This window comes from Salinicoccus hispanicus, assembly GCF_009831115.1.
Taxonomy (GTDB): Bacteria; Bacillota; Bacilli; order Staphylococcales; family Salinicoccaceae; genus Salinicoccus; species Salinicoccus hispanicus.
Window position 1 is genome coordinate 482,547 of the sequence record NZ_WUUK01000002.1, and the last position, 23,776, is coordinate 506,322.

25 protein-coding genes are annotated in these 23,776 nt (G+C 47.5%); 16 read left to right on the forward strand and 9 right to left on the reverse strand.

The genetic code is table 11. From position 1 onward, the window contains the following. Position 1 precedes the first annotated feature (1 nt). From phnM to GQ671_RS07295, 9 genes are all read left to right on the forward strand, one after another. Complete coding sequence (gene phnM, locus GQ671_RS07255) at positions 2 to 1,195, forward strand: phosphonate metabolism protein PhnM (RefSeq protein ID WP_160654835.1); 1,194 nt, start codon at positions 2 to 4, stop codon at positions 1,193 to 1,195. A gap of 3 nt (positions 1,196 to 1,198) precedes the next feature. Beyond that, complete coding sequence (gene phnL / locus GQ671_RS07260; RefSeq protein WP_160654838.1) at positions 1,199 to 1,897, forward strand: phosphonate C-P lyase system protein PhnL; 699 nt, start codon at positions 1,199 to 1,201, stop codon at positions 1,895 to 1,897. Beyond that, on the forward strand, positions 1,894 to 2,700 hold the full coding sequence (locus GQ671_RS07265) for a PHP domain-containing protein (protein ID WP_160654841.1): 807 nt from the start codon (positions 1,894 to 1,896) through the stop codon (positions 2,698 to 2,700). The genes phnL and GQ671_RS07265 overlap by 4 nt, the downstream gene beginning before the upstream one ends. A 100-nt stretch (positions 2,701 to 2,800) precedes the next feature. Next, positions 2,801 to 3,838: a PhnD/SsuA/transferrin family substrate-binding protein gene (locus GQ671_RS07270; protein WP_160654844.1), complete on the forward strand. Its 1,038-nt coding sequence runs from the start codon at positions 2,801 to 2,803 to the stop codon at positions 3,836 to 3,838. A gap of 50 nt (positions 3,839 to 3,888) precedes the next feature. Then, the gene (phnC, locus tag GQ671_RS07275; RefSeq protein ID WP_160654848.1) at positions 3,889 to 4,767 is read left to right on the forward strand and encodes a phosphonate ABC transporter ATP-binding protein; all 879 of its coding nucleotides are present in this window, start codon (positions 3,889 to 3,891) and stop codon (positions 4,765 to 4,767) included. A gap of 11 nt (positions 4,768 to 4,778) precedes the next feature. After that, positions 4,779 to 5,591, forward strand: a complete 813-nt coding sequence (locus GQ671_RS07280; RefSeq protein WP_160654851.1) for a PhnE/PtxC family ABC transporter permease — start codon at positions 4,779 to 4,781, stop codon at positions 5,589 to 5,591. Further along, positions 5,591 to 6,412: a PhnE/PtxC family ABC transporter permease gene (locus GQ671_RS07285; protein ID WP_160654854.1), complete on the forward strand. Its 822-nt coding sequence runs from the start codon at positions 5,591 to 5,593 to the stop codon at positions 6,410 to 6,412. Before GQ671_RS07280 ends, GQ671_RS07285 begins: the two co-directional genes overlap by 1 nt. Positions 6,413 to 6,507: 95 nt before the next feature. Next, complete coding sequence (locus tag GQ671_RS07290) at positions 6,508 to 6,666, forward strand: hypothetical protein (protein ID WP_160654857.1); 159 nt, start codon at positions 6,508 to 6,510, stop codon at positions 6,664 to 6,666. A gap of 121 nt (positions 6,667 to 6,787) precedes the next feature. Then, positions 6,788 to 6,955 carry a hypothetical protein gene (locus GQ671_RS07295; protein ID WP_160654860.1) on the forward strand — a complete coding sequence of 56 codons (168 nt, stop codon included), beginning with the start codon at positions 6,788 to 6,790 and terminating at the stop codon, positions 6,953 to 6,955. A gap of 145 nt (positions 6,956 to 7,100) precedes the next feature. Here GQ671_RS07295 and GQ671_RS07300 read toward each other — a convergent pair whose 3' ends face one another. After that, the gene (locus tag GQ671_RS07300; RefSeq protein WP_160654863.1) at positions 7,101 to 7,937 is read right to left on the reverse strand and encodes a DUF2382 domain-containing protein; all 837 of its coding nucleotides are present in this window, start codon (positions 7,935 to 7,937) and stop codon (positions 7,101 to 7,103) included. A 268-nt stretch (positions 7,938 to 8,205) separates the two neighbouring features. Between GQ671_RS07300 and GQ671_RS07305 the strand changes: the two genes are divergently transcribed. The 3 genes from GQ671_RS07305 (at position 8,206) to GQ671_RS07315 (ending at position 11,854) form a co-directional block, all read left to right on the forward strand. Beyond that, positions 8,206 to 10,017, forward strand: a complete 1,812-nt coding sequence (locus GQ671_RS07305) for an Ig-like domain-containing protein (protein ID WP_160654867.1) — start codon at positions 8,206 to 8,208, stop codon at positions 10,015 to 10,017. Between the two features lie 45 nt (positions 10,018 to 10,062). Beyond that, positions 10,063 to 10,764: a WxL domain-containing protein gene (locus GQ671_RS07310; protein WP_160654870.1), complete on the forward strand. Its 702-nt coding sequence runs from the start codon at positions 10,063 to 10,065 to the stop codon at positions 10,762 to 10,764. Positions 10,765 to 10,843: 79 nt separating this feature from the next. Continuing rightward, the gene (locus GQ671_RS07315; RefSeq protein ID WP_160654873.1) at positions 10,844 to 11,854 is read left to right on the forward strand and encodes a DUF916 and DUF3324 domain-containing protein; all 1,011 of its coding nucleotides are present in this window, start codon (positions 10,844 to 10,846) and stop codon (positions 11,852 to 11,854) included. A 46-nt stretch (positions 11,855 to 11,900) separates the two neighbouring features. On the opposite strand, the gene GQ671_RS07320 is transcribed toward GQ671_RS07315, so the two are convergent. After that, on the reverse strand, positions 11,901 to 13,034 hold the full coding sequence (locus tag GQ671_RS07320) for a M24 family metallopeptidase (protein WP_407690715.1): 1,134 nt from the start codon (positions 13,032 to 13,034) through the stop codon (positions 11,901 to 11,903). A 114-nt stretch (positions 13,035 to 13,148) separates the two neighbouring features. Continuing rightward, a complete protein-coding gene (locus tag GQ671_RS07325) occupies positions 13,149 to 13,427 on the reverse strand; it encodes a DUF5052 domain-containing protein (RefSeq protein WP_160654880.1) in 279 nt (92 codons plus the stop codon). A gap of 183 nt (positions 13,428 to 13,610) precedes the next feature. On the opposite strand from GQ671_RS07325, the gene GQ671_RS07330 reads away from it, so the two are divergent. Next, complete coding sequence (locus GQ671_RS07330; RefSeq protein WP_160654884.1) at positions 13,611 to 14,168, forward strand: GIY-YIG nuclease family protein; 558 nt, start codon at positions 13,611 to 13,613, stop codon at positions 14,166 to 14,168. Between the two features lie 36 nt (positions 14,169 to 14,204). Here the strand turns inward: GQ671_RS07330 and GQ671_RS07335 are convergent, their stop codons facing one another. Then, positions 14,205 to 14,807: a TetR/AcrR family transcriptional regulator gene (locus tag GQ671_RS07335; protein ID WP_160654887.1), complete on the reverse strand. Its 603-nt coding sequence runs from the start codon at positions 14,805 to 14,807 to the stop codon at positions 14,205 to 14,207. Positions 14,808 to 14,963: 156 nt separating this feature from the next. On the opposite strand from GQ671_RS07335, the gene GQ671_RS07340 reads away from it, so the two are divergent. Continuing rightward, positions 14,964 to 16,616: a YhgE/Pip domain-containing protein gene (locus tag GQ671_RS07340; protein ID WP_160654890.1), complete on the forward strand. Its 1,653-nt coding sequence runs from the start codon at positions 14,964 to 14,966 to the stop codon at positions 16,614 to 16,616. Between the two features lie 119 nt (positions 16,617 to 16,735). Next, complete coding sequence (locus tag GQ671_RS07345; RefSeq protein ID WP_160654893.1) at positions 16,736 to 17,296, forward strand: DUF6241 domain-containing protein; 561 nt, start codon at positions 16,736 to 16,738, stop codon at positions 17,294 to 17,296. Between the two features lie 39 nt (positions 17,297 to 17,335). Here the strand turns inward: GQ671_RS07345 and GQ671_RS07350 are convergent, their stop codons facing one another. Both GQ671_RS07350 and GQ671_RS07355 read right to left on the reverse strand, forming a co-directional pair. Next, on the reverse strand, positions 17,336 to 18,919 hold the full coding sequence (locus tag GQ671_RS07350) for a hypothetical protein (protein ID WP_160654896.1): 1,584 nt from the start codon (positions 18,917 to 18,919) through the stop codon (positions 17,336 to 17,338). 181 nt (positions 18,920 to 19,100) lie between these two features. Next, on the reverse strand, positions 19,101 to 19,982 hold the full coding sequence (locus tag GQ671_RS07355) for a hypothetical protein (protein WP_160654899.1): 882 nt from the start codon (positions 19,980 to 19,982) through the stop codon (positions 19,101 to 19,103). A 326-nt stretch (positions 19,983 to 20,308) separates the two neighbouring features. Between GQ671_RS07355 and GQ671_RS07360 the strand changes: the two genes are divergently transcribed. Then, the gene (locus GQ671_RS07360) at positions 20,309 to 20,866 is read left to right on the forward strand and encodes a GNAT family N-acetyltransferase (RefSeq protein WP_160654902.1); all 558 of its coding nucleotides are present in this window, start codon (positions 20,309 to 20,311) and stop codon (positions 20,864 to 20,866) included. 80 nt (positions 20,867 to 20,946) lie between these two features. Here the strand turns inward: GQ671_RS07360 and GQ671_RS07365 are convergent, their stop codons facing one another. Genes GQ671_RS07365 through GQ671_RS07375 form a run of 3 tightly spaced genes read right to left on the reverse strand, consistent with a single transcriptional unit; the run spans position 20,947 to position 23,770 of the window. Continuing rightward, positions 20,947 to 21,762 (reverse strand): ABC transporter ATP-binding protein, encoded by an 816-nt coding sequence (locus GQ671_RS07365; RefSeq protein ID WP_160654904.1) that lies wholly within the window; start codon positions 21,760 to 21,762, stop codon positions 20,947 to 20,949. Next, positions 21,759 to 22,790, reverse strand: coding sequence for a FecCD family ABC transporter permease (locus tag GQ671_RS07370; RefSeq protein WP_160654907.1), 1,032 nt, complete (start codon positions 22,788 to 22,790; stop codon positions 21,759 to 21,761). Before GQ671_RS07370 ends, GQ671_RS07365 begins: the two co-directional genes overlap by 4 nt. Then, positions 22,787 to 23,770, reverse strand: coding sequence for a FecCD family ABC transporter permease (locus GQ671_RS07375; protein WP_246153201.1), 984 nt, complete (start codon positions 23,768 to 23,770; stop codon positions 22,787 to 22,789). The genes GQ671_RS07370 and GQ671_RS07375 overlap by 4 nt, the downstream gene beginning before the upstream one ends. Between the last annotated feature and the right edge of the window lie 6 nt (positions 23,771 to 23,776).

Here is a 23,776-nt window from a genome sequence, read left to right on the forward strand (position 1 = left end):
CATGAAAGCAATCATAAACGGCAATATCATTACAGAAGATGAAATATTGGAAAACGCTGCAGTCGTCATCGACGAACAGTACATCGTGGATATCGTGCCGATGGCAGAAGCGGATACGGCACTCGCTCTCGTCACGGAAGTGATCGATGCCAGAGGCGGCTATGTGTCTCCCGGATTCATCGATATCCACTCGGACTACATCGAAGGCATTGTGGCACCGCGTCCGACATCGCTGATGGACGTCAATATGGGTATCCGGGAATCGGAGCGCATACTCAGCTCCCATGGCATCACGACGATGTTCCATTCACTATCGATCTACCGGGAGGATCTTTTCGGACATAAGCCGATCCGCGAGCCGCGCAATGTGGAGAAGCTGATCCAGGCCATCGCCCGGACCCACCATGAAAAGCATCTGATCCGCCACCGGCTGCATACCCGTTTCGAACTGGATGCGATCGAAATGCTGCCAATATTGAAGCAGCATATCGAAGCCGGCAATGTCCACCTGCTCAGTTTCATGGATCACACACCGGGGCAGGGACAGTACAGGAACCTGTCCATCTACCGTGATACGGTGAAAAGCTATCAGAACATGAGCGACACGGAAATAGAGCAGAAAATCGTCGACAAGGCCGGTTATGCACAGATCGGATACGACGAAATGAAGGAAGTGGCCGATCTCGCACTGGTACATAATATCGCCGTTGCCTCCCATGACGATGACCGCACGGAGCGCATCGATTTCAATGAGACGATCGGTACGACGATCAGTGAGTTCCCGATCACCATGGAGGTGGCGAAGTATGCCTATTCACGCGGTCAGCATACGATGGCTGGTGCACCGAACATCATGCTCGGCGGTTCGCATTCCGGCAATCTGAACGCTAAAGATGCCATCGAGGCAGACTGCATATCCATACTGTGCAGTGACTACTATCCGGCTGCGATGCTTCATTCTGTCTATAAGCTGCACAATGAATACAATCATCCGCTTGAAGAGGCAATGAAGCTGATCACCATCAATCCGGCCAGGGCGGTCCATATGGACCATGAAATCGGTTCGATTGCGATCGGCAAGAAGGCGGATATCAATGTCATCCAGTGCCATAATGACTATCCGGTCGTCACCGAGTGCATCGTGGATGGCGCCATCATTTCCCAGTATCACTATAGAATCGATGAGGAGGCATAACCCATGCTGAGTGTTGAAGATCTATCCAAATCATTCACCATCCATCATCTCGGTCAGACCCGGGAAGCGATCAGCGGGATCAATCTTAATGTGGCCCAGGGTGGATTCCTCGGCATCGTCGGAAGAAGCGGCAGCGGCAAGTCGACGATTTTGAAAAGCATCTATGGCACATACCGTCCGGATGGCGGCAGAATCATCTATGATTCCAAGGAAAATGGACCGGTCGACATCATGGAGATCAGCGATCACGCGCTGATCCATTTGAGAAAGACCGAGATCGGCTATGTGTCGCAGTTTCTTAAAGTAATGCCGAGAACGACAAGTCTTGAACTCGTGACCCAGTCGCTCCTTGAAATGGGTGTGGGTCTCGTCGAGGCCGAAGCACAAGCGAAAACCGCACTCGAGCACTATGATATACCGGAGTCATTATGGAACAACTATCCGAACACATTCAGTGGTGGGGAGAAGCTCAGACTCAATATTGCACGGGCAACCGTCAAGGCTCCAAGGTTGCTGCTACTCGATGAACCGACGGCTTCTCTGGATCATGCATCCAAAGTGAAGGTCCGTGAAGCCATTTCGAAGCTCAAGGACGAAGGGACGACACTGGTCGGCATTTTCCATGACCTGGAATTCATGGAGGGGCTGTGTGATTCGGTCTATGACATGTCGAACCAGGAGATGAGGCACGCTCTGGCATGAAAATAGACCTGCATGTACACAGCAGCCTGTCTGATGGCTCGGACTCTTTAGAAAAGGTGCTCGACCGTGCTGCGGACAATGGCGTCGAAACGCTGAGCTTCGTCGACCATGATATGACAGAAACATATACGCGTGCACTGCCGTATGCAGAGCAGCTGGGTATAGCACTCATTCCAGGCATCGAAATTTCAGCCTATGATTTCAAGCGGGACCGTAAAGTGCATGTGCTCGGCTACAATTACGATCTTGATGCACTGCATATAAGCGAACTCTGCCAGCCTCTGCTTGAGCGGCGGCATGCACACTCGCTGTGGCAGATTGAACAGATAAGGTCTGCTGGCTTTGATGTCGATGTGTACCGCATCCAAAGCAGGCTGGAACCGGGCCAGTCGATCTACAAGCAGCACATCATGGCGGATATCACGTCGGCACACTATGACTCACATGAATATAAAGCACTCTACCGCAAGCTGTTCAAGGGTCAGGGCCCGGCTTCAGGGGATATACGGTATATCGATGTCCACGACGTGATCGAGGCAGTAAAGCTGGACTGCGGCCAGGTGGTCATTGCCCACCCGGGCCAGCTCAATAGCTATGAACTCATTGAAGAAATAGCAGGACAGCTTGATGGTGTCGAACAGCATCACCCGGATCACGATGCAGAAGACATCGACAGGGTGGCTCGGCTGTGTACCAAGTACAGACTTTTCACCACCGGCGGTTCCGACTTTCATGGTGACTTTGGCGACAGTGTCAATGTTGGAATCGATAAGCATTCGTTAAGTGTTTATCCGTTTGATTAACTTTGTGCTAAGTTGTGTTAATAGTTTGTAAAGCATGTTTACCTGCTGAGACGGTTCAGGTTAAATGAATATGTAAACAAAACTGAGGAGTTGTCAATTGATGAAAAAATGGTTAATAGGTCTGACGTCACTTACTTTGGTTCTTTCCGCATGCAACAGCGAAAGTAGCGAAGGAGAAGTAAATGCATCGAGCGAAGAACCACTGACGATGGTCTGGTACCCGAATGAATCCGGCAATGAACTTACAGATGCACGCGATGCCATCGGCGGCATCATCGAGGAAGCGACCGGACGTACAGTGGAACATGAACTCACAACCGATTATGCAATCGCAATCGAAAGTCTGGTCAATGACAATGCGGATATCGCATTCACCGGCGCAGAAGGCTACATACAGGCAAAAGAGAGAAATGACGCACTGACACCGATTGCTGTTGCTTCCGGTCCAAGCGGTACAGAAGAAGACGCACTCTACTACAGCTGGTTTGCAGCGACACCTGAGAATATGAGCCAATATGAAAGTGGCGAAGGAGAATATGGTCTGGATAACTTCGAGGACAAGAACTTCTCATTCGTATCCACATCATCCACTTCTGGTTTCAAGGTGCCGGGTACAACACTTGTCAGCCACTTCGGTGAAAAGGAAGGCTATGAAAACCTTGAGATCGACCAGCTTGCCCAAAGCGGTACCCTATTCGATGAAGTGATGTTCGGCAACACGCACCAAGGTTCCGCAGTGAATCTTCTGACTGGCAAAGCGGATATCGCAGCATTCTGCGACAGCTGTGTTGAGAACTATGTCGAACTTTCAGAAGGCGAAGATAATGTACCAGGTTCAATCTACAAAGTTTCTGAAGGTGCAGAAGCGCCTTTCCAGGATCTTGCAGGAGAAGAATTCGGCATCCTGTCAGCAACACCGGTATTGAATGCACCATTCATTGCCAATGGCAATACAGTTGATGAAGAAGCAATCACAGCACTCACGGAGGCATTCACCTCCGAAGAAGTGGCGAATAATGAAAGCATCTTCCTGCCGGAAGATTCCGATATGAATGGACTCTTTTCTAAATCTGGAGAAGAACAGTTCGTACATGTGGAGGATTCCTGGTTCGATCCGATCAGAGAGCTTGGACAGTAAAAACTTTTGAAGGGAGGCACGCCTCTCTTCTTTATTTTGGAGGGTAATCGATGAATGTAGAAACGCTGACCAGACCAGATAATACAGCGGAAAAAAAGACGCAGGAAGTCGTCTTTCCTTTTCCCGAGGAAGCGGCGCAGGAGAAGCTGTCGGTTGAGGACGTACCGGTCATAATGGAAATCAAGAATATTGACAAGTCGTATTCGGGAAGTAGCAAAGTGCTCAAAGACATCTCTTTTGACATCAGGAAAGGGGAGGTACTCTCCATCATCGGTCCTTCCGGTGCCGGCAAGTCCACACTGCTTCGGATCATCAACCGGATGATCGAACCGAATAGCGGTGTCATCCGTTTCCAGGACAAAGACACCCTCAATATGAAGGGCAAAGCACTGCGGCATATGCGGACCGACATCGGTATGATATTCCAGCACTATAACCTTGTCGACCGTCTGAGTGTATTCGAAAATGTGCTGCATGGTCGCCTCGGCTATAAGAGCAGCCTCCAAGGCATCTTCTCGATGTATTCGGAAGCAGAGAAGGAGAAGGCTGTTGAAATCATCTCGGAACTTGGGATCTCAGAGCAGATCTATAGTCGCTGTGATGAACTCAGTGGGGGACAGAAGCAGCGTGTCGGCATCGCCCGCGCACTGATTCAGGACCCGAAGATCATCTTGTGTGATGAACCGATCGCCTCCCTCGACCCGAATTCGTCCAGGATCATCATGGAATATTTGAGACGCATTTCACGGGAGAAGGATATCACCATTATCGTCAATCTCCACCAGCTGGATGTCGCCAAGCAGTATTCCGACCGGATCATCGGACTCAATGACGGCAGCATCGTCTTCAATGATGTTCCGGAAGCCATTACGGCTGAATCAATCAATCACATATATGGCTCGAATCTTGAAGAGCTGATAGTGGAATAGGTGTGGTACAGATGGAAAAATCAAGTTCAATCCATGCGACGGACATCAATATCATAAGAAAGAAGCACATGAAGCTCTTTATTACCGGGCTCATCCTTCTCGCACTGATCATTGTGAGCGGCAGCATCACCAACTACAATCATATCGACGGTCTGGCATCGATCCCTGCCGCGCTCCAGTGGCTGTTTGCCAACATGTACTTCAGTGGCAGTACATTAAGCCGGTTGCCGACTGTACTGCGACTGCTCTGGGAAACGATACTCATCTCCATCGTGTCGACGACGACAGCCGCATTCTTCGCCATGATTTTTGCGATTGTCGGTTCGAAGCGTACAAGCGTCAACGGCTTCCTGATGTATTTTGCAAAGCTCGTTGCATCCATCAGCCGTAATATACCCGTGGTCGCATGGGCACTCATCCTAGTACTCAGCTTCGGTACAAATGCTGCGACCGGCTTTCTGGCACTGTTCTTCGGGACGTTCGGTTTCCTGGTGAGAGCATTCATCGAAACCATCGATGAAACATCCGGTGATACGGTCGAAGCACTGAAAGCGACGGGTGCGACGTATCCTCAGGTCATTTCAAAAGCTGTAATTCCGGAAAGCATGCCGCAGATGTTCAGCTGGGTGCTCTTCATGATCGAGACGAACATCAGAAGTGCCACGCTTGTCGGACTTTTGACCGGGACGGGTATCGGGTACCTGTTCGATCTCTACTATAAGCAGCTGAACTATGAGATGGTATCGCTCATCACGCTCGCAATCGTTGTCGCCGTCCTTATTATCGAGGCCATCTCCAACCTGATAAGGAGGGAAATACTATAATGAGTACATATGTCGATCGCAGCAGTAAAGGCAAGATCAAGATCAGCCGACCGAACAAGGGACAGCTGAAGTTCCGGATGCTCATCATCGCAACCATCCTTTTCACCATCGCTGGATTTTTCATGATGGACTATAAAGGACTCGAGTTATGGCCCGCAATCACCGGAACGCTTGTAAATCTAAGAGACATGTTCCTCATGCCCCAGTTAAATCAGATTACTCTCGGCAGTGCCATATGGCAGGTCATCATCACCTTATCCCTGGCTTTCCTGTCCACCATACTGGGCGCAGTGATTTCACTGTTTCTCGCATTCGGTGCAGCGATGAACCTGTCGAAACCATGGGTCAGTCAGACCATCAAAACGTTCATCACCATCGTCAGAGCGGTACCGACAGTACTATGGGTGCTTATCTTCGCGATTGCTGCAGGACTCGGATCTGTGGCAGCCATCATCGGGATGGTCTTCCACTCCATCGCTTATCTGGTGAAGGCCTACTCGGAAGCATTCGAGGAGATAGATGAAGGTAAGATCGAGGCACTGAGGGCAACAGGATCCAATTATTTTCATATTTTGTTCCATGTCGTCATCCCACAGACAAAATCATTTCTCATCGCCTGGACTTTCCTGAGATTCGAAATCAATTTCGGAGTCGCCGTTGCGATGGGAGCGGCGGCAGGTGCGGGGGGCATCGGGTATGCACTGTTCATGTCGAGCGGCTTTTACTATGATATGAACGAAGTGGGCATGATCACCTATATGATCCTGATTGTTGCCATCCTGCTTGAAGTGGTTGCAAACAAGCTGAAGGCAGCAGCATGAACTTATACTACTCCCCGGTCCATTGTGGTCGGGGTTTATTCATGAATAAACAGGGTACTTCTAAATCAAAGCATTTATGATGAGGGGTGAACATGATGTCTAAAAGAATGAAGCTGCTGATGGTACCGATGTTTGCGATGGCACTGGCAGCCTGCAACGGTGACACGGTGGAAGTCGATGAGACTGAAGTCGAAGAAGATGAGGCAGAGGAAGAAATGGAAGAGAACGATGCTGGCGACGAAGAAGGGGACTAGGTGACCTGTTATCAGCGTCATATATCCTTAAGATCATCCGGATCAGCAGGTTCGGGTGTTTACATAGACCAGCTGCGGGTACTTTCCATATCAGAGCATTTTATGACAAGGAGTGAATGTAATGTCCAAATTGATGAGGCTTCTGATGGTCCCTGTATTCATCATCGCACTGGCTGCCTGCTCGGAGGAAGACGTTGAACTCGACCCCGGAACGGGCGGTGCCGGAGTGGATGAAAGTGAAGATGAGGCAGAGGAAACAGAGGATGATGAGAACGAAGCGGACGACTAGTTATTTTATAGGCAGAGATTTATCAAACATCCGGACCACGAAGGTCCGGGTGTTTTTTGTCATAGTCTTTGTTTGCGATGAAATTTTCTATATATAAAAAAAGGGCAGTGCCAATTATTCGGCACTGCCTTAGAATATTCTGATTCTATCTTCTTCGGTCATCGTAGCGAACTGAATTGTTGTCTGTTTCTGTGATGTCCACTTCTTCACGACGCACTTCTTCTGAGATATGCTCCTTGTCCGTTACGATGTTTTTTCGGATGACAATCTCTTCAGTCACCACTTTTTCCTTAACGATCCGTATACGTTCTTCCGTAAGCGGGATGCGCATGACACCCTCTTCATCATCAGAGTCATCCCGGCTATATGCTTCGACCGTTGGACTACCTTCGACTGGCAGTCTATCCACAGTGACTTCTTCGCGATCCACCGGCACGTCAAATTCCTGAAGCTCCGTCACGACATGTTTGTCGATGCCGACTTCGCCAACTTTGACATTCTGCTTGTCGATGTTCAGTCTTTCTTCATGAAGCTGCATCGTCTCTTCGGCAGCAGATGATGATCTATTGGCAGTGAGATCAGCCGTTCTGTGGCCAGCAGCACGCGTATCCTCATCCCTATAGGTGTAGTTACTGCTTGGTGCTCCAGGCTTTTCATCTACAGAACCCGTCCGCTCATCGATGTGCAGCAGCAGTTTGCCATCCTTCAGTGCAGACTTGTACTCCTCCTGCTCTTCCGGCGTCAGTTGCATGCTGTTCATCACCTGAGTTTCGGGATCTTCGTCAGCGAACCAAGCAACGACCCGATCCCAAGTATCCACCTCGGTACTCCTCGTATTCACATTTAGATGTTCCAGTTTCGTACCCTCAAGACTTTCGTTGGTAACGACAGTCATCTGTTCTTCCCGTACACCATTCAATTTCAGATGCTCTATTCTGCCAAGCAGATCCGTCTCACTTGCGAATGATTCAATTCTTCCCATATGTTACGCCTCCATTGTCTATACCTTAATGCGTATTATATTTAATAGTTAGATACCCCCGGATAATAGGATTAAACGAAATGGAGTGAGATACGGTTGATGAGATCAGAATAAATATGCTTAAAGCATGTATTTTGAAATCAAGTTGTAATTATATACTAAGTTGTTATATGTAAACTAATAGTGTTTATGTAAATATAAAATATATATACCATTAATTTACACTTCATGCTATAATACTTTTAATCCAAAACGAAGGGAGAGGATCATGAGACATAAAAATTGCTGCAATCGATATCTGTTTGTCGTTCTATTGGTATGGTTCTCCATATTTTCTATAGATAGCAAAAACTATGTTTATGGTGAAACCGAGAATTCAGCTGAAGATGCAACAGAAATAAAAGATATAAATCCACGACCAGAAGAAGAACACATAGATGAGAATGAATTAGATCAGACAGAATCCGGTGAGGTGTCCATTGAAGGGGTTCCAAATATGGAACAGGAGAATGAGCAATCATCTGGAGCTGTCGATCAGCAAGAGGCGGATGTTGATGACTCACAAGAAGTAATCGAAGAATCGAGCGAAGTGCCGGATACTGATCTCGCGGTTCCAGAAGAAGAAACAGAGGAAGTAACATCTGAGGAATTAACAGAAGAGGAAGAACAGGATGTGGTATTTCAGCCCTTTCAAGTTCAAGATCCTGGATTGCTTGATCTCAGGCTCCTGACCAATACAACATTGAATGCCCAGAGAAGTACGGTGAATGGAAAGGAAAGAATCACGTTGACATACCGGGGGGATAGTATTCTAAACCTTGGTCTTGTATCGAACGCCTATGCCATTTTTTCACTACCTCCTGAGATCATGAATACGATTACCAAGTCCAATTTGACAGCATCATATAATGTGCCTGGACTAGTCAGCAGAAATCGTGGAAACTTCACTACCCAACAGATTCAGATTGAAGGCAACCAAGTATATATGGAAGTCAGGAATCTACTTACGCTAGGTTTGCTTTCCTATTACACCTATACTCTTAACATCGATCTCGAAGAGCTGCCACTGACAGACACAGGAGAATACAGATTCTATTCAGAAGCGACGAGGCAATTGGTCGATTTGTCTGTAATATCAGGGAATCCGGCAACGACGACCTTGGCTGCCCCAACCCGTCCCGAAGCACCAATATTTGACGATCCGGTTTATGCAACAGACACAGTAGTTACAGGTACTGGTGCACCGAACACGACAATCAGGTTGGAAATTAGCGGTGATACCTATGAAGCTCAAGTTGATAGGACCGGTGACTTTACGGTTTCAGTACCGTCTTTAGAGGTCGGGAGTGAAATTGTCGGGCGTATCATCGATGCTTCGGGATACGAAAGTGCGGAGACAAGAATTGTCGTTCTCGAAGCCCCGGACACAACACCACCAGAGCAGCCCATCGTCAACCCGGTCTATAGTAATAAAACGACTGTAGAGGGCAACGGAGAACCGGGCACAACAGTTCTGGTTAAGATAGAAGGGCAGGAGTATGAAGGTAGTGTGGATTCAGAAGGCAATTTTTCAGTGAGTATACCTTCCCAAGCACCTGATACGGTGATCACTGTCGAGTTGGTCGATGAAGCTGGCAATGTAAGCCCATCTGCTGAGGTAACGGTAATCGAGGCGACTATTGCTTTCCAAACTGTTCCGGGCCGGATAGCTTTTGAGACCACTTCAATTGAATCCATATCAGCAAGGATACCGAGAGCGGATACTAATTGGAGTCTCGAAGTAATAGACACCAGAGGCGCTGGCAGTCCCTTCACCATCATGGCAGAAGCCACAGAATTGAGAGCTTCTGATGGCATGCATACAATTTCGGATGGGCTTGTCTACGTCGATTCGGCCTCGAACAGCCAGTCATTGAACAACGAACCTGTAGAAGTCTACTCTGGTCAGACAGGCAATGATCCGATATCTGAAATCAATTGGCCTGAAAATGAAGGGCCACTGGTAGAAGTCTCACCAGGAGATGTGCGTGTCGGCACTTACGGTGCCACGATTACATGGACCATCGTAGATGCCCCTTAAGTTATAGATATATCAAATTAAAAGATTATATAAAAGGAGAAAAAAATGAAATTCAAAACAGTTTTGACAGCACTTTTGGTCACGTCACTTTCCGTATCTTCTCTTAGCAGCGTTGCAAGTGCTGCAGATTCCGAGGCTGAGATTACATTTACACCAGGAGATGGCGCACCGGATGTGCTTGATCCAACAACACCAGAAGAAACGTATGATCCAGAATCAGGTACGCCAGGTGATCCTACAAACCCACCTACAGGAGAAACTGGTCCTTTGACGCTCGATTATGTATCATCCTTGGAATTTGGCAGTCATCAGATTGAATCCAGCTTGGAAACATATGAGTCAACGACTTTGCGACCGTTTGTACAAGTTACGGACCGTCGTGGTACTGGCGCAGGATGGCATGTGACTGCTGAAATGAGCAGTTTTACTACCGGTGAAGGTGATACAGCTATCTCTTCCTTGCCGGGTGCAGAACTTACTCTAACTGGAACAACAATGAACACTACAAGCTCAAGTGGCGCACCCACACCATCTGATACGATTGAACTGAGTTCTGATGGTACAGTTTCAACAGTAGTAAATGCAGGTGCAGACACAGGTCTAGGATCATGGATCGCGCGTTGGTTTCCATCAGCAACTGGTGCAACGTCAAATGATAATGTAACACTCGAAGTACCAGCAGGAGCTGCAACCCTCGGAGATCATACAGCAACGATTACTTGGACTCTAGAAAATACACCGCAATAAAACACATTTCCTCCAGACATTACTTTAACGTGAAGTCAGGAGGATATTTTTTAGTTTTACGATTGGAAGGAGATTTAAAATGGTCAGGTTGATGCAAGCAGCTATGGTTTTGGGTATGGTGCTCATGAGCACCAGTTTTACGACTGATGCAGGCGCAGAGGATAGAGTAGGATTCTCGGTTGAGGCAGAACTGCCTGATAATCAAGTGGATACGTCCGTTACGTACTATGATCTTCGAGTGGAGCGGAATCACGAACAGACGTTGACACTCACCATCTATAACCATGAGAATGAGGAACTTACTGTCAATGGTGAAGTGCTGAACGCAAGTACGAACAGCAATGGGCTGGTTGTCTATGAAGAGAAGGAAGTCGATGAGAGCCTGACTGAACCTGTAACTGAGCTGGTCGAGTTGTCCGCAAATGAATGGACTATCCCAGCAGGAGAGTCCAGGACAATCGAGACACAAATCAATATGAACGATACAACATTTGATGGTATCAAACTCGGTGGACTGCATTTTCAAAAGGCCGATGCGGAAGTGGATGAAGCGGAAGGTGTCAGCATTCAGAATAAATATGCCTACGTTATCGGAGTCAGATTATCCCAAAACGATGAAACTGTCGATCCTGAGCTGGAATTGGCCAGTGTTATACCTGGTCTCGTCAACTATCGAACTGCTGTGACGGCAAATGTCCGCAATACACAGCCCGTCATGATGTCCGAAGTATCCATAACAGCTGATGTGTTCCGTGAGGAGGAGACATCTCCTCTCCGTACAGTCGAGCAGGAAGGAATTAGAATGGCACCGAATTCTGTCATGCCATTTATCATCAACTGGGAGAATGAACCGCTTGAAGCGGGAGAATATCGGTTGGAGATGACCGCAACAGATGGTGAAAATAAATGGCAGTGGGATGAAAGTTTTCAGATTAGCGCAGAGGATGAAACAATCAACGAAGAAGCGGTGGAGCTGGAAGATGAGCAGTCTATAAATTACTGGTTCATAGCAGGTATTGCTGTACTTCTGATCATCATCGCCGGTTTGATCTTCTATATCAGACGATTGAAGAAGCAAAGTAAAAAATAAAATTATAGAGTCCCCGAGCAAAATTTGCTCGGGGACTCTATAATTTTTATCTGATAATCAATGAATCAATATTTTTCGGGTAGTCTGTAATGACTTCTGTGCCCTGTTCAGTGAGCACGACTGTATCGGAATGTCTGAAGCCACCGACATCAGGAATGTAGATGCCCGGCTCGATGCAGAACACCATGCCGGCTTCCAGTACAAGGTCATTATCGAAGCGAAGTGAAGGTTCTTCATGGAAGCCCACACCGATGCCGTGTCCGGTTCTGTGTACAACATATTCTTCGAGTCCGGCTGCTTTAATGACATCCAGTGCCTGCTGGTTTACGTCTTTCGCTGTCACACCCACCTTGATGAAATCAAGGGCAGCCTGCTGTGCACGCACCATGACGTTAAAGACTTCCCGCTGGCGTTCTGTTGGTTCTCCGACAAAGTATGTACGTTCGCATTCTGCGCGGTAGCCATTGAGTCCGACTTGACGGCTATGGATGATGATGTCCTGATTCTCGAGCTGTCTGGTGTTCGAGAAGACATGCGGCATATTTGTCCTGGACAGTCCGGAAGGGGACATGACGAAGTAGTCCAGTGTCGAGTTCGGGAAATGCTTCGGTACTTCCTTGAACAGATACTCATTGCCGTAGTAGTCGATTTCAAGTTCCGACATGCCCGCTTTTGTATTTGTAATCGTCTGCTCCAATGCATTGCTGACGAGTCGGCCGGAGTGGCGCATCGCCTCGATCTCCTCATCGCTTTTGACTGCGCGCATCGTCGCAACCTCGTTCTGGATATTACGGATATCGAATCCCTGTTCCATGAGTTTCAGTGTAATATCCGTCGGCAGTGCATTGTATTCGATGCCGACCGTGCTGCCAGGTTCGAGTTTTGAAATGACGGTATCGACCTGCTCGTGATATGACATTCCGCCTTTCCTGTTTTCGACTTCGTGGTAAACATACAGATGGTCAGCATCCGTCTTCTCTTTTGCGTGCGCTTCTTCGAGTGTCGGAATGACAAGACTCTCCTGTTCCTTTTCGATGACCAGCAGAATGGGTCTCGAGTAGAGGATGGCCTTCAGTCCACTGAAGTAGAACTGATTTTCAAAGTTTGAAATGAAAGCGACATCGATAGCATTATCTTTCATGAATGTTTTCAAGCGGTTTGTCCGTTGTTTGATCTGCAATGTATTCATCTCCTTTTCTGAATTGTAACAATAAACAAAAATATTATCATATGTTACGCAACAACAAAAAGTACACTCATCACAATTTGACGAGTGTACCATGATGGATTTACGTTATTCTGCTGTGTTTTCTTCAATGATGACATTGGCGTTCAGCACCTGGACGCGCTTGCCATTGAGGTTGATGATCAGCTGGCCGCCATCATTGACTTCGGTTCTGACATTTTCGCCTTCGTACTCGGCAATCACTTCGCCGGTCTGACTATAGACGGTGATTTTACGATCGAGACCTTCCGTGTTGGATTTGAAGTTGGTAACAGTGTCATCCCAGACTGTACATCCGCTCAAAAGAACAGCTCCTGCTAAAACTGAAGACATTAGAAGTTTCTTCATTTTCCTCCACCTTATGTACCATATATGATTGAATATTACATCTCTATTTTATCATGAAGATATCCACTTGATGAATGACATATGCATATATATGGAAATTGATAGGAGGCAGAATCATATATTCAATCGAATCATGTATCTTTATGGTGCTTTTGGGGAATATAGACGATGAGGTGATTATAAATGGCGAGACAATTGCGCAATATGAATAAGGAAATGGACAGCATCATGAAGCAGTTCGGCAAGGATGCGAACCAGATCTGGAAAAAGGGGATTGAATCGGCACAGGTCTCCCCATCCATCATCAAGACGGATGATGGCAGAAGAGCTGTCGACCTTAAGGATCTGGATCGAAAGCTCCAGAAGGCATTCAATCTTTCGGAAGAGGAGACACTTACTGGTGTCTACATGATCTATAAAGGATCGGATCTCTTCTATGTTGGACACAGTACCAATATCGCCAGACGGCTGAAGCGGCATTTCAGCAAACCGTTCGAGAAGAAAGTGAGCCGTGAGGAGAAGCGTGAGAAACCGTTCAATTCTGTACTTGAAAAAAGAAACATGAGCATCGCCATCTACAGAATTACGGATGAAAAGAATTATATGTTCAGGAAGACGCTCGATCGAATCATCACGTATAATCAGGTGCCGGAATACTTGAAACAGACATTAGGTAGTACAGATGATGAACTTGATACTGCACGCAGAAAACGAACGAGCCATAAGCGCACAACAGCATAAATCATCAATGTATAGGAGCCTTTTAAGGCTCCTTTTCTAATCGATCAGACCCGCAGCGTAGAATGGTCCTTTGACGGTCAGTATTTCAAGAATGTCAGCAAGTGCTTCACTGGATTCCTTTCTTCCAGTTTCAAGCCACGTCCGCATGAGTCCGACATGTGCATTGGTAATATAAGCAATCAAGTAGGACCGGTCAACGCGTAATTTCGTCTCATCAACCAGCATATAACTATGCGTCTGATAGTAGTCGTACATGTAAGTGCGCACTTTATGTTCGAACTGATTTCCCCCATGATTATTAAATAAGGTAATAATCTTATCTGCATTCTCATCCACGTACTCGAACATTTGTGTGGCGATTTTCTTTGGCATGCCCATCGATAATGGATTCTGCTTTTCTTCAATATTACGTGTCAATATTTCCGCGACCCCCTGGAGCAGTGCATTCTCATAAGATTCCAGCAGATCGTACTTATCCAGATAATGCTTATAGAATGTGCCTCGATTAATTACTGCCTCCTCAGCAATGTCTTTAATCGTCATTGCTTCAAATCCTTTTTCTTGAATGAGTTTTGTGAATGCAGCATCAATGGCTCGCTTAGTTTTGATGGTTCGCAGGTCCTTTTTATCATTTACCATAACTTTTCTCTTCTTTCCAGATAAGCGACAGTTGCGTAATATGTGTTGAATAAGCAACTTTCGTGTATTTATTGATGGTTGAACTTTAAGCGACACCGAGTAAAATAATGAACACAGTGTTTGTTAATATATTATACTTTGGAAAGAGGAAATGCAATGTTCGAAGATTTTAAACATCTGATGACAAGGCCCATACTGATCATCTCACTACTCGCGATAGCGACGATTCCTGCAATCTATACGTCAATCTTCCTGGGCTCGATGTGGGATCCCTACTCCCAGACGGACAATCTGAAGATACATGTGGTCAATCATGATGAAGGGGCAACTGTAGGTGGGGAAGATATCAACCTAGGTGCAGATATTACGGAAGCGCTGGAGGATAATGATAAATTCGACTGGAATATGTCAGACCGTGAAGCGGCCGATACCTCGTTGGAACAGGGTGAAGCGTACGCTGTTGTCGTCATACCAGAGTCGGCTTCAAGCGATGCCGCAACGCTGCTTGACGAAACACCGAAAAAAGTATCCATCGAAATAGAGACGAATCCAGGGTACAACTACCTGGGATCTGTCATGGGAGGCCAGGCCGGAACAGCAATCAAAGACGAGATCGGCCAGTCGATTACGGAACTTTATACTGAGAATCTACTTGAAAACCTTGAAGATATCAAATCAAGCAATACTGAACTGATCGATGCATTGAATGAAATGCAGTCCGGTATCGATGAGCTCATTACCGGCAGTGAAGACCTTCAGACCGGTATCGAAGATATCGGTACAAATGTCGATTCCTCTTCCTCGGATCTCGCAGCAGGAAATCAGCAGGTGACAAATGGGCTGAGCCAGCTGAATGAAAATCTGGCGGGGTATGAAAGCCAGGTGACACCTGAGCTGGCACAGCCGGTCGCATCGATGCAGGCTGGTGTAGATGAATTGATTTCAGGCAACCAGTCGGTCCAGTCCGGTATAGAGGACCTTGGCACTGGCGTCGCATCCGGTACAGGTGAGCTTGCAGAGGGCAATGCGTCTGTTACGGAAGGGTTGAATGCATTGGATGACTCGCTGACACAGATGATTGAGCAGGTGTCAGAAGGCAATGCACAGCTGGAAGAGTTATCACTGACCGAAGAAAATGCGTCTTCCATCGCAGATCCGGTGGAAGTGGTGGAATCCGAAGTGACGCATATCGACAATTACGGCCAGACATTTGCACCGTTCATCATTTCTGTCAGCCTGTTCCTCGGCAGTGTCGCTTTCAGTGTACTTTATCCGATCAACCGTGCTGCCCTGAACTACAAAAGCCATATGCATATGACAATCAGCAAGCTACTGTTGATTTTGGCACAGACATTGATTACTTCACTACTGCTCATTGCCGTGCTGATATTCGGATTCAACCTGAAAATCGAAAATCTTGGAATGTTCCTTCTGATTCTCGTCCTATGGAATCTCGGAGCCATGATGTTCATCACCGTCATGGTGGCACTGTTGGGTAACGTCGGTAAATTCATCGCAATCATCTTCTTGATTCTGCAAATATCATCCAGTGCGAGCACATTCCCGATTCAGACGACCGGGCCGCTATACCAATATCTGCATCCATTACTCCCGATGAGCTATGTCGTGACAGCACTGCGTGAAGCCGTATTCGACTTCGAGGCTGCACTCGCAACGAGCGATGCACTCATCTACCTGGTTGTGGTCATCGGTGCCGGGCTTGTACTGTTTACAGTCATCAATGCACTGAAATGGAAATTCACGAAGTTCGAAAATATTACACGTACAATGAGTCGTGTAGAATACTAGAATCAATAACCGTTCTTTCCTGATGGGGTTACATTGTGATAGTAGTTGATGATAAAATAAAAACCATTATATGGATTTAATTCATTATATTACTATACATCAGGAGAGGACGTTCTATTTTGCAGAAATCGACTAAAATCATAGTGTGGGGTCTATCATCAATACTTGTCGTCGGTTTGATTGCGGCAAGTATCATAATGTTGTTTTTCACAGACAGTGCCCAGAACTGGTTGGCAACAGAAAAGGTTGGAAATGGCTCTGAGAGTGCATCGGAAGCAAACTCAGGGTCTATTTCGAGGGAGCTGGACACGCTGAAAGAATCGGAGGAAGAATTTGAAGTATCCGACGAGGCTACCAGTACAGGCATGCCGAGTGAACGCCAGTTTGCAGACAGCCTCCATCATATGACCCATCAGAAAATAAGAGCATCCGAAAAGTGGGGGCACCTTGAAATCACTGATGAGCGGCTGGAGCAGAAATATGAAACAGCAAAAAATTCAGATTATGCATATCGGGATTTCTACATGGAAACCCTCGAGGCTTGGATGGATGGAGACTTCTCCAATGCAGTCGAAGTACATAATGTCATCTGGAATGAACGTAACGGCAGTGTCGGCAGGGCGATAAGGTTGCTGACACCAGAGGAAGAGATGAAATACAAGATCGAGCATTTTGACTAGAATATAGGAATAAGCGGACATCTCTGGATGTCCGCTTATTTACTGTGATTGCGTCCTGTCATTATTTGAGTTTTCATGAGCTGCTTTCACTTTTTCGTATTCACTGTCGGATAGTTTTTTGGGATAGTCTGTCTTCATTTTCACAGTGTACTTCAAAAGGTTTTCAGTATCTCCCATGCGTTTGTAGATCTTGATGAAGTGCTGATAGAGCTCAGCATCCTGACTGTTCAGACGTTCTGCAGCTTTGGTCTCGGCCAGCGCATCTTCGAGTTCATTGAAACCATAAAGATATTTAGCCAGATACAGCCTCAGCTTGAACTGTTTATCCGGTACCAGTTCTCTGACATAGTCTTCAACTTGTACTCTGTCACCTTTTCTATAGGTGTGGCGGACGAGGATATACATATTGGAAAGCTTTTTGTGCCGGGTTCTTTGCAGATAGTTGACGAAATACCTTGGCAGTGTGGTCTTCTCGGTTGATTCCACCAGCTCGACCACAAGGGGTCGGAATATCCGTTCCCGGATTCTGCTTGGAAAATGGAAATGAACATAGTTATCCACTGCTCTGTTGACTGACGTATTGAGGAATAGCGCCGGGTACTGGAAGACCTTGTACGCCTCTTTGTCTTCTTTGAACAGATGGATCAGCCTCTCGTTGTAGAGGTCGAGATTGCCATCGAGTACCATCTTGCGGATCGAGCGGATGTAGCTGTCGTTCAACTTGACCTCCGGCAATATTTGGTGGATGGCACGGGTGACCGTTCTACTGTGGTTGCCACTATGATAATGTCCGAGAAGCATATCGAGCTGTGAAGTGGCCGGACCGAGCGATTCAGTTTTGAATTTAAGTGAATAGCGGGCCTCGATGGTGATATATTCAAGCAGATCGGGATTGTCTTCAATGAAGGGGACCGTATGCGTGTTAAGAATCCTGTGGTATTGGGGGCGGTCATGAAAGTGGTTGATGAGATGGACATATGCTGCATGCTGCAGTGATGTTTCCAGCATATCGACTCTTTCAAGTAAGAATGGCAAGTCTTCGGGCAGCGGGTCGGCCTCCACATTCAAATGCTCCTCTTTGATTGACTGCCAGCTATATTTGATGACGGGCTGATAGCTTTCTGTATCAAGTAAAGCGTATAACCGCTCCCTGTCCAGTTTCGTCCTGTCGATTATCTTTCTTGCCATGGCAGTTTCATGGTTCCGGACCATGGCTGTAATCAGTGACTTTTGCCGGTCCAATTCCAGATATGACAGAACATCCACCCCTTCATTGGACAACGCCATCAGCTTATCCTTTTCGCGCATGTCGCAGAGAATTTTGACTTTGAGAGGGATCAGGCGTTCGTCACCAATCCCCTCAACTGTTTTCCAGGCGGCATGATAGTCTTTCTCATGTCGATAGACCAGACTTCTGAGATAGCATTTATAGTCCTTCGCGAGATCCAGCATATCCAGCTGGCTGTGGAGGTATGCATGCTGTGAAAACCTTAAATATACATTGATGGAGGGTTCACTCTCACCCAGGCGATAAGTCAGCCCTTTCTGAAACAGCGCCAGTGCACGACCATGTCTCCCTGCTTTCAATGCTCCGTGGGATGCAGCGGCATATGGATATTTCATCATCTTCACCTCTCGGTCTCTTTGAAATTCTAGTTGCATGAATTTCAGGTTTAACCTACTTTTACCCTATAAATGGAGGTTCACTTAATGAAATGATGGAAAGGAGGAGCTGAATTCGGATGCGATGATAGTGTTATGGTGTAATTTTAAAGGCCACCTTCAAAATGGTGGCCTCATTCCATCAGTTTTCCACCGCACTGAAATCGATGATTTCAAAAGCGTGGGATGTCTTGCGCACAGTATATTCGACAGTACTGTTGCTGACGCCATCTGAAGTGGCATGTTCATATTCACGAAACATGCGGACTTCATATAGTCCACTTTTCATCTGCTCGATATCTTCTATTTCGACGGCATGTGTGGTGTGGTCTGCATAGTTGCCGGATGCACGGTTATTTGAGAGGTATGTCATTGCGGGGCTGTCCCTGTCGATATATTCCGGCAGACGGGCCGGGTGGCCGTTGAAGTAATTCGCCAGTTCATTTGCGTAGGAAATCATGAACGTCTGAATTCCAGGCATGAAAGGGGCGCCTTTTCCATCCATCTCAGGAATCTGAATATATTCCTGATCGCCATCCATGACAGCGAACGAGTAGTCCACCATGCATTCGAAACAGCCGATATTCGGTGAAGTCGGCAGCTTATTCCGGAATGCCAGTGCATGATAGGCGAGAAATTTCTGCTGGAGTGTCAGACCGTTACAGTACTGTGGATCGAGACGGCTCATGATGCAGTCTTCGGCAGTGAGGTGTGTAACTCTGTCCTGTTCATAGGGTCCCGAGACAGATCCACCCGCTCCTTCTTCGGTCGGTTCATCCATCGATTCTGTTTCCGTTTCCTCCGTCACTTCCTCTTCGGATTCTTCGGCTTGTGAGCCCATATTATCCTGAGCCGTCTCGTCGGATGCTTCTTCTGAAGGCTCTTCGGACGTAACTTCAACTGCTTCCTCGGTTGTCGCCTCCTCTGTCTGTTCTTCCGTATCCGGCGTATCGTTCGTGTCATCATTGCCGCTGCAACCTGCAATGAATAGTGTCATCAGCAAAATACTCAAGGGTTTCTTCATCGAATGCTCCTTTATATTTTGACCTTCTACACAATATCCAGAATGGAACTTCAACTTTTTTATCCGGGGTGAGAGGTAGTCGTTCTAATCTTCCGAGGAGGTATTATTTTTCCGCATATCAATGTATGTATGGAACTGGATGCCGATACATTCTTCTCAGTTTATGCAGGTATCTATTAATAGTAATGCCTATACTATATAGATAGCCCCGACATGCGTATACTAACCATCTAAAACTGGAATTCAGAGATTAGAATGATAAATACTTTAAATTTTCTGCAGATTACTATTTAATAAGGATATGCTTGAATCAAGGAGTGATGCACATGAATCATCTGGGAACGAAACAGCTAAAGACAGAACGTCTGCTCTTACGACCGCTTGCAATGGAAGATGCTGAAGCGATGTTCGACAACTGGGCATCGGATCCTGATGTGACAGAGTATTTGACATGGCCGGCACATCAGTCGATGGATGTGACACGACTGACGCTGAGACACTGGACGTCGCAATACGTTAAAAATGATTTCTACCAATGGGCCATCGTGCCCCACGGTACAGAAGGACCGATCGGTACCATCAGCGTAGTGGCTCATGACAACTCGGTTGACATGGTACATATCGGCTATTGCATGGGCAAGCCGTGGTGGGGCAAAGGCTATATGACAGAATCACTCAGCCGTCTCATTAAATTCTTTTTCGAAGAAGTCGGAGTGAACCGGATTGAATCGAAATATGATGTAAGAAATGCAAGTTCCGGAAAAGTGATGGAGAAATGCGGGCTGCTTTATGAAGGGACGACACGAGGATCGGATGTAAATAATCAGGGAATATGTGATTCGGCACTATATGGCATGATCCGGAGTGATTATTATAATACTTGAAAAAGGTCAACAGACATCCAGATGATGTCTGTTGACCTTTTTAGGTACATGATTGATCTGATCTGTTACATATATATCATTCATACCATCGCTGCGCTTCTCGTATGATGCCTGCCCACCGGAATGACGGATGGAGTACTTGAAATCGGGTCTTCCACTACAACGGACTCGAGTTCGAATACCCGCTTGATAAGATCGGATGTAATGACATCATCCGGCGCGCCTTCTGCGACCAGCTGTCCTTTGCGCATCGCAAAGATATGGTCGGCGTATCTTGCCGACAGGTTGATGTCGTGCAGAACCATGACGATGGTCGTGCCGTGGATCTTGTTGAAGTCCATCAGTAGGTCGAGAATCTCGATCTGGTAGGTGATATCGAGAAACGTCGTCGGTTCATCGAGGAACAGAATGTCCGTTTGTTGTGCGAGCGCCATGGCGATCCATACACGCTGTCTCTGTCCACCGGAGAGCTCATCGATGCTGCGGTCTGCAAGTTCCGTGATATTCATTGCCTCCATCGCATCTGCGACGGCTTCATAGTCGGCGTTGGACCATCCACCGAACATGGACTGGTGCGGGAAGCGGCCGCGGCCGACAAGGTCCGAAACTTTGATGCCTTCAGGCACAATCGGCGACTGGGGGAGCATGCCGAGCACTTGGGCAAACTTCTTCGGCGGTATTTTGGACACCGGCCTGCCATCGAGTTCAAGTGCACCTTCTGATGGTTTGATCAGTCTGGCCATCGTTTTCAGCAGTGTCGATTTACCGGAGGCATTGGCCCCGATGATGACACTGATCTTATTGCTCGGAATCTCAAGACTGATATCGTGAAGAATCGGTTTATTATCATAGCCGGCTACGAGGCCATCGGCTTTATATACATGTTCTGACATCATAATTCTCCTTTTTGATTCATTCTTATAAGCAGATAGATCAGGTAAGGGGCACCGATGATGCCGGTGATGACGCCTACCGGATATCTTGTCGTAAAGGCGAACTGGCCAACGAGATCACTTGCCAGTACGAGCACGATACCGACGAGTCCCGCCGGCAGGAGACTTGAAAATCCTGGTCCACTCAGCCGTTTTGCGATCGGGCCGGCCAGGAACGATATGAAAGCGATCGGTCCAGTGATGGATGTTGCGATGGAAATCATCGCGACTGACCCGAGTATCAGGATGACTCTCGTGAAATCGGTTCTGACGCCAAGTGTTGTCGCCATCTGCTCTCCCAGTTCAAGCATGCTGAGACTTCTGCTGAACAGGAGAATGAGCGGAACGAGTATAACGACCGCAATTGCAAGTGTTGGTATAGCGGACATTGTTACACCGTTCAGACTGCCATTCAGCCATCTGAGTACAGATGGAATATCCTGCTCCGCGCTGATCAGCATCATGTAGGATATGGCTGCATTCAGCATGGCCTGGATACCGATGCCGATCAGAATAAGTTTACCGATCGAGAACCCCTTTCCTCTGGAAAGTACATACATGACAATGACCGTGGTGAGACCACCGATGATGGAGGCAGTCGATATCACCGAGTTATTTGCACCCAGTATGACAATGCAGAATACTGCGGCCACGCTGGCACCTGTTGTAATGCCGAGCACATTCGGATTGGCGAGCGGATTGCGCAGCATCGTCTGAAATACATCACCGGCAATGCCGAATGCAAATCCGACGAGTATGGCTGCAAGCATTCTTGGCAGCCGAAGGGTTGTCACTGCGAAGGATACACCCTGGATGGTTTCACCGGACAGTGCCCGGAAGACTTCACCGACAGGGTGTATGGTGTTGCCGAGCATGAGCATCATCATCGATAATCCGACCGTCAGGATTACAAGTAGTGTGGTAGCAATGATCCAGCGGCGCTGACGTTGTCGTCTTCCAGCTTTGATGAGTGTGATACTGTCATTCATCATAGCGCACCTACTTTCGACCGGATGGCCAGTGCAATCAGCAACGGCGCGCCGACAAAGGCCGTGACCACGCCAACTTCGAGCTCACCCGGACTGCCGAGTATTCTGCCAAGCACATCGGAAGCTGTCAGTATGACACCACCGAGCAGTGCAGAAGCGGGGATGACCATTCTGAGATCCGGACCGAGGATCAGTCGCACAAGGTGGGTCGACAGCAGTCCGATGAAACCGATCGGTCCCGCCAGGGCGGTGGCTGCACCACATAGGATGACGGCGCCAAATGAAGAAACGAGACGGATCAGACCGGTGCGGACACCGAGCCCTTTGGCTGCCTCATCCCCGAGCGCCATCGCATTGAGCGCAGGTGAACAGATGACTGCGATGATAATGCCGGTCAGCAGAAAAGGGGAGAACAGTGTAATGTTGTCCCAGCTGCCGGAACCGACGCTGCCGACCTGCCAGAAGCGGAACTGGTCCATGACGTGTGAGCGCGGAATCATGACTGCCGTCACCAGGGAGGACAGTGCAGCACTTGTTGCAGCGCCTGCCAGCACAAGTTTCAGAGGTGTTGCGCCATTTTTCCCGAGCGACCCGATACCGAATACGAAAACAGCGGTAATGATTGCTCCTGCCAAAGCAAACCACATATAGCTGGCTGCACTGTTGATGTTGAAATACGCAATGCCAGAGACGATGAAGAGTGAGGCGCCCGTGTTGACACCGAGTATGCTCGGGTCTGCAATCGGGTTCCGGGTGACTGACTGCATCAAAGCTCCGGAAACGCCAAGTGCCGCCCCACAAAGTAGGGCGAACACTGTTCTTGAGATTCTTTTTCTGACGATATTTGCTTCATATGTTTCCACTGATGGGTTGAATAGTCCATCCATCAGCCCATCCATGCCGACCATGCGTGAGCCGAATGCCAGCGAAGCTGCGGCAGATAGGACAAGGAGGATGAAAAATATCAGTGACCATCTTATCAGTAGTGC

Excerpts from the sequence above, each read along its gene's own strand:
- GQ671_RS07355 (WP_160654899.1), bottom strand. The coding sequence starts at position 19,982 with ATGAAGAAACCCTTGAGTATTTTGCTGATGACACTATTCATTGCAGGT.
- GQ671_RS07360 (WP_160654902.1), top strand. The coding sequence starts at position 20,309 with ATGAATCATCTGGGAACGAAACAGCTAAAGACAGAACGTCTGCTCTTA.
- GQ671_RS07265 (WP_160654841.1), top strand. The coding sequence starts at position 1,894 with ATGAAAATAGACCTGCATGTACACAGCAGCCTGTCTGATGGCTCGGAC.
- GQ671_RS07270 (WP_160654844.1), top strand. The coding sequence starts at position 2,801 with ATGAAAAAATGGTTAATAGGTCTGACGTCACTTACTTTGGTTCTTTCC.
- GQ671_RS07310 (WP_160654870.1), top strand. The coding sequence starts at position 10,063 with ATGAAATTCAAAACAGTTTTGACAGCACTTTTGGTCACGTCACTTTCC.
- GQ671_RS07350 (WP_160654896.1), bottom strand. The coding sequence starts at position 18,919 with ATGAAATATCCATATGCCGCTGCATCCCACGGAGCATTGAAAGCAGGG.
- GQ671_RS07330 (WP_160654884.1), top strand. The coding sequence starts at position 13,611 with ATGGCGAGACAATTGCGCAATATGAATAAGGAAATGGACAGCATCATG.
- GQ671_RS07285 (WP_160654854.1), top strand. The coding sequence starts at position 5,591 with ATGAGTACATATGTCGATCGCAGCAGTAAAGGCAAGATCAAGATCAGC.
- GQ671_RS07370 (WP_160654907.1), bottom strand. The coding sequence starts at position 22,790 with ATGATGAATGACAGTATCACACTCATCAAAGCTGGAAGACGACAACGT.
- GQ671_RS07295 (WP_160654860.1), top strand. The coding sequence starts at position 6,788 with ATGTCCAAATTGATGAGGCTTCTGATGGTCCCTGTATTCATCATCGCA.
- GQ671_RS07325 (WP_160654880.1), bottom strand. The coding sequence starts at position 13,427 with ATGAAGAAACTTCTAATGTCTTCAGTTTTAGCAGGAGCTGTTCTTTTG.
- GQ671_RS07340 (WP_160654890.1), top strand. The coding sequence starts at position 14,964 with ATGTTCGAAGATTTTAAACATCTGATGACAAGGCCCATACTGATCATC.
- GQ671_RS07315 (WP_160654873.1), top strand. The coding sequence starts at position 10,844 with ATGGTCAGGTTGATGCAAGCAGCTATGGTTTTGGGTATGGTGCTCATG.
- GQ671_RS07280 (WP_160654851.1), top strand. The coding sequence starts at position 4,779 with ATGGAAAAATCAAGTTCAATCCATGCGACGGACATCAATATCATAAGA.
- GQ671_RS07300 (WP_160654863.1), bottom strand. The coding sequence starts at position 7,937 with ATGGGAAGAATTGAATCATTCGCAAGTGAGACGGATCTGCTTGGCAGA.
- GQ671_RS07335 (WP_160654887.1), bottom strand. The coding sequence starts at position 14,807 with ATGGTAAATGATAAAAAGGACCTGCGAACCATCAAAACTAAGCGAGCC.
- phnM (WP_160654835.1), top strand. The coding sequence starts at position 2 with ATGAAAGCAATCATAAACGGCAATATCATTACAGAAGATGAAATATTG.
- GQ671_RS07305 (WP_160654867.1), top strand. The coding sequence starts at position 8,206 with ATGAGACATAAAAATTGCTGCAATCGATATCTGTTTGTCGTTCTATTG.
- phnL (WP_160654838.1), top strand. The coding sequence starts at position 1,199 with ATGCTGAGTGTTGAAGATCTATCCAAATCATTCACCATCCATCATCTC.
- GQ671_RS07365 (WP_160654904.1), bottom strand. The coding sequence starts at position 21,762 with ATGATGTCAGAACATGTATATAAAGCCGATGGCCTCGTAGCCGGCTAT.
- GQ671_RS07290 (WP_160654857.1), top strand. The coding sequence starts at position 6,508 with ATGTCTAAAAGAATGAAGCTGCTGATGGTACCGATGTTTGCGATGGCA.
- phnC (WP_160654848.1), top strand. The coding sequence starts at position 3,889 with ATGAATGTAGAAACGCTGACCAGACCAGATAATACAGCGGAAAAAAAG.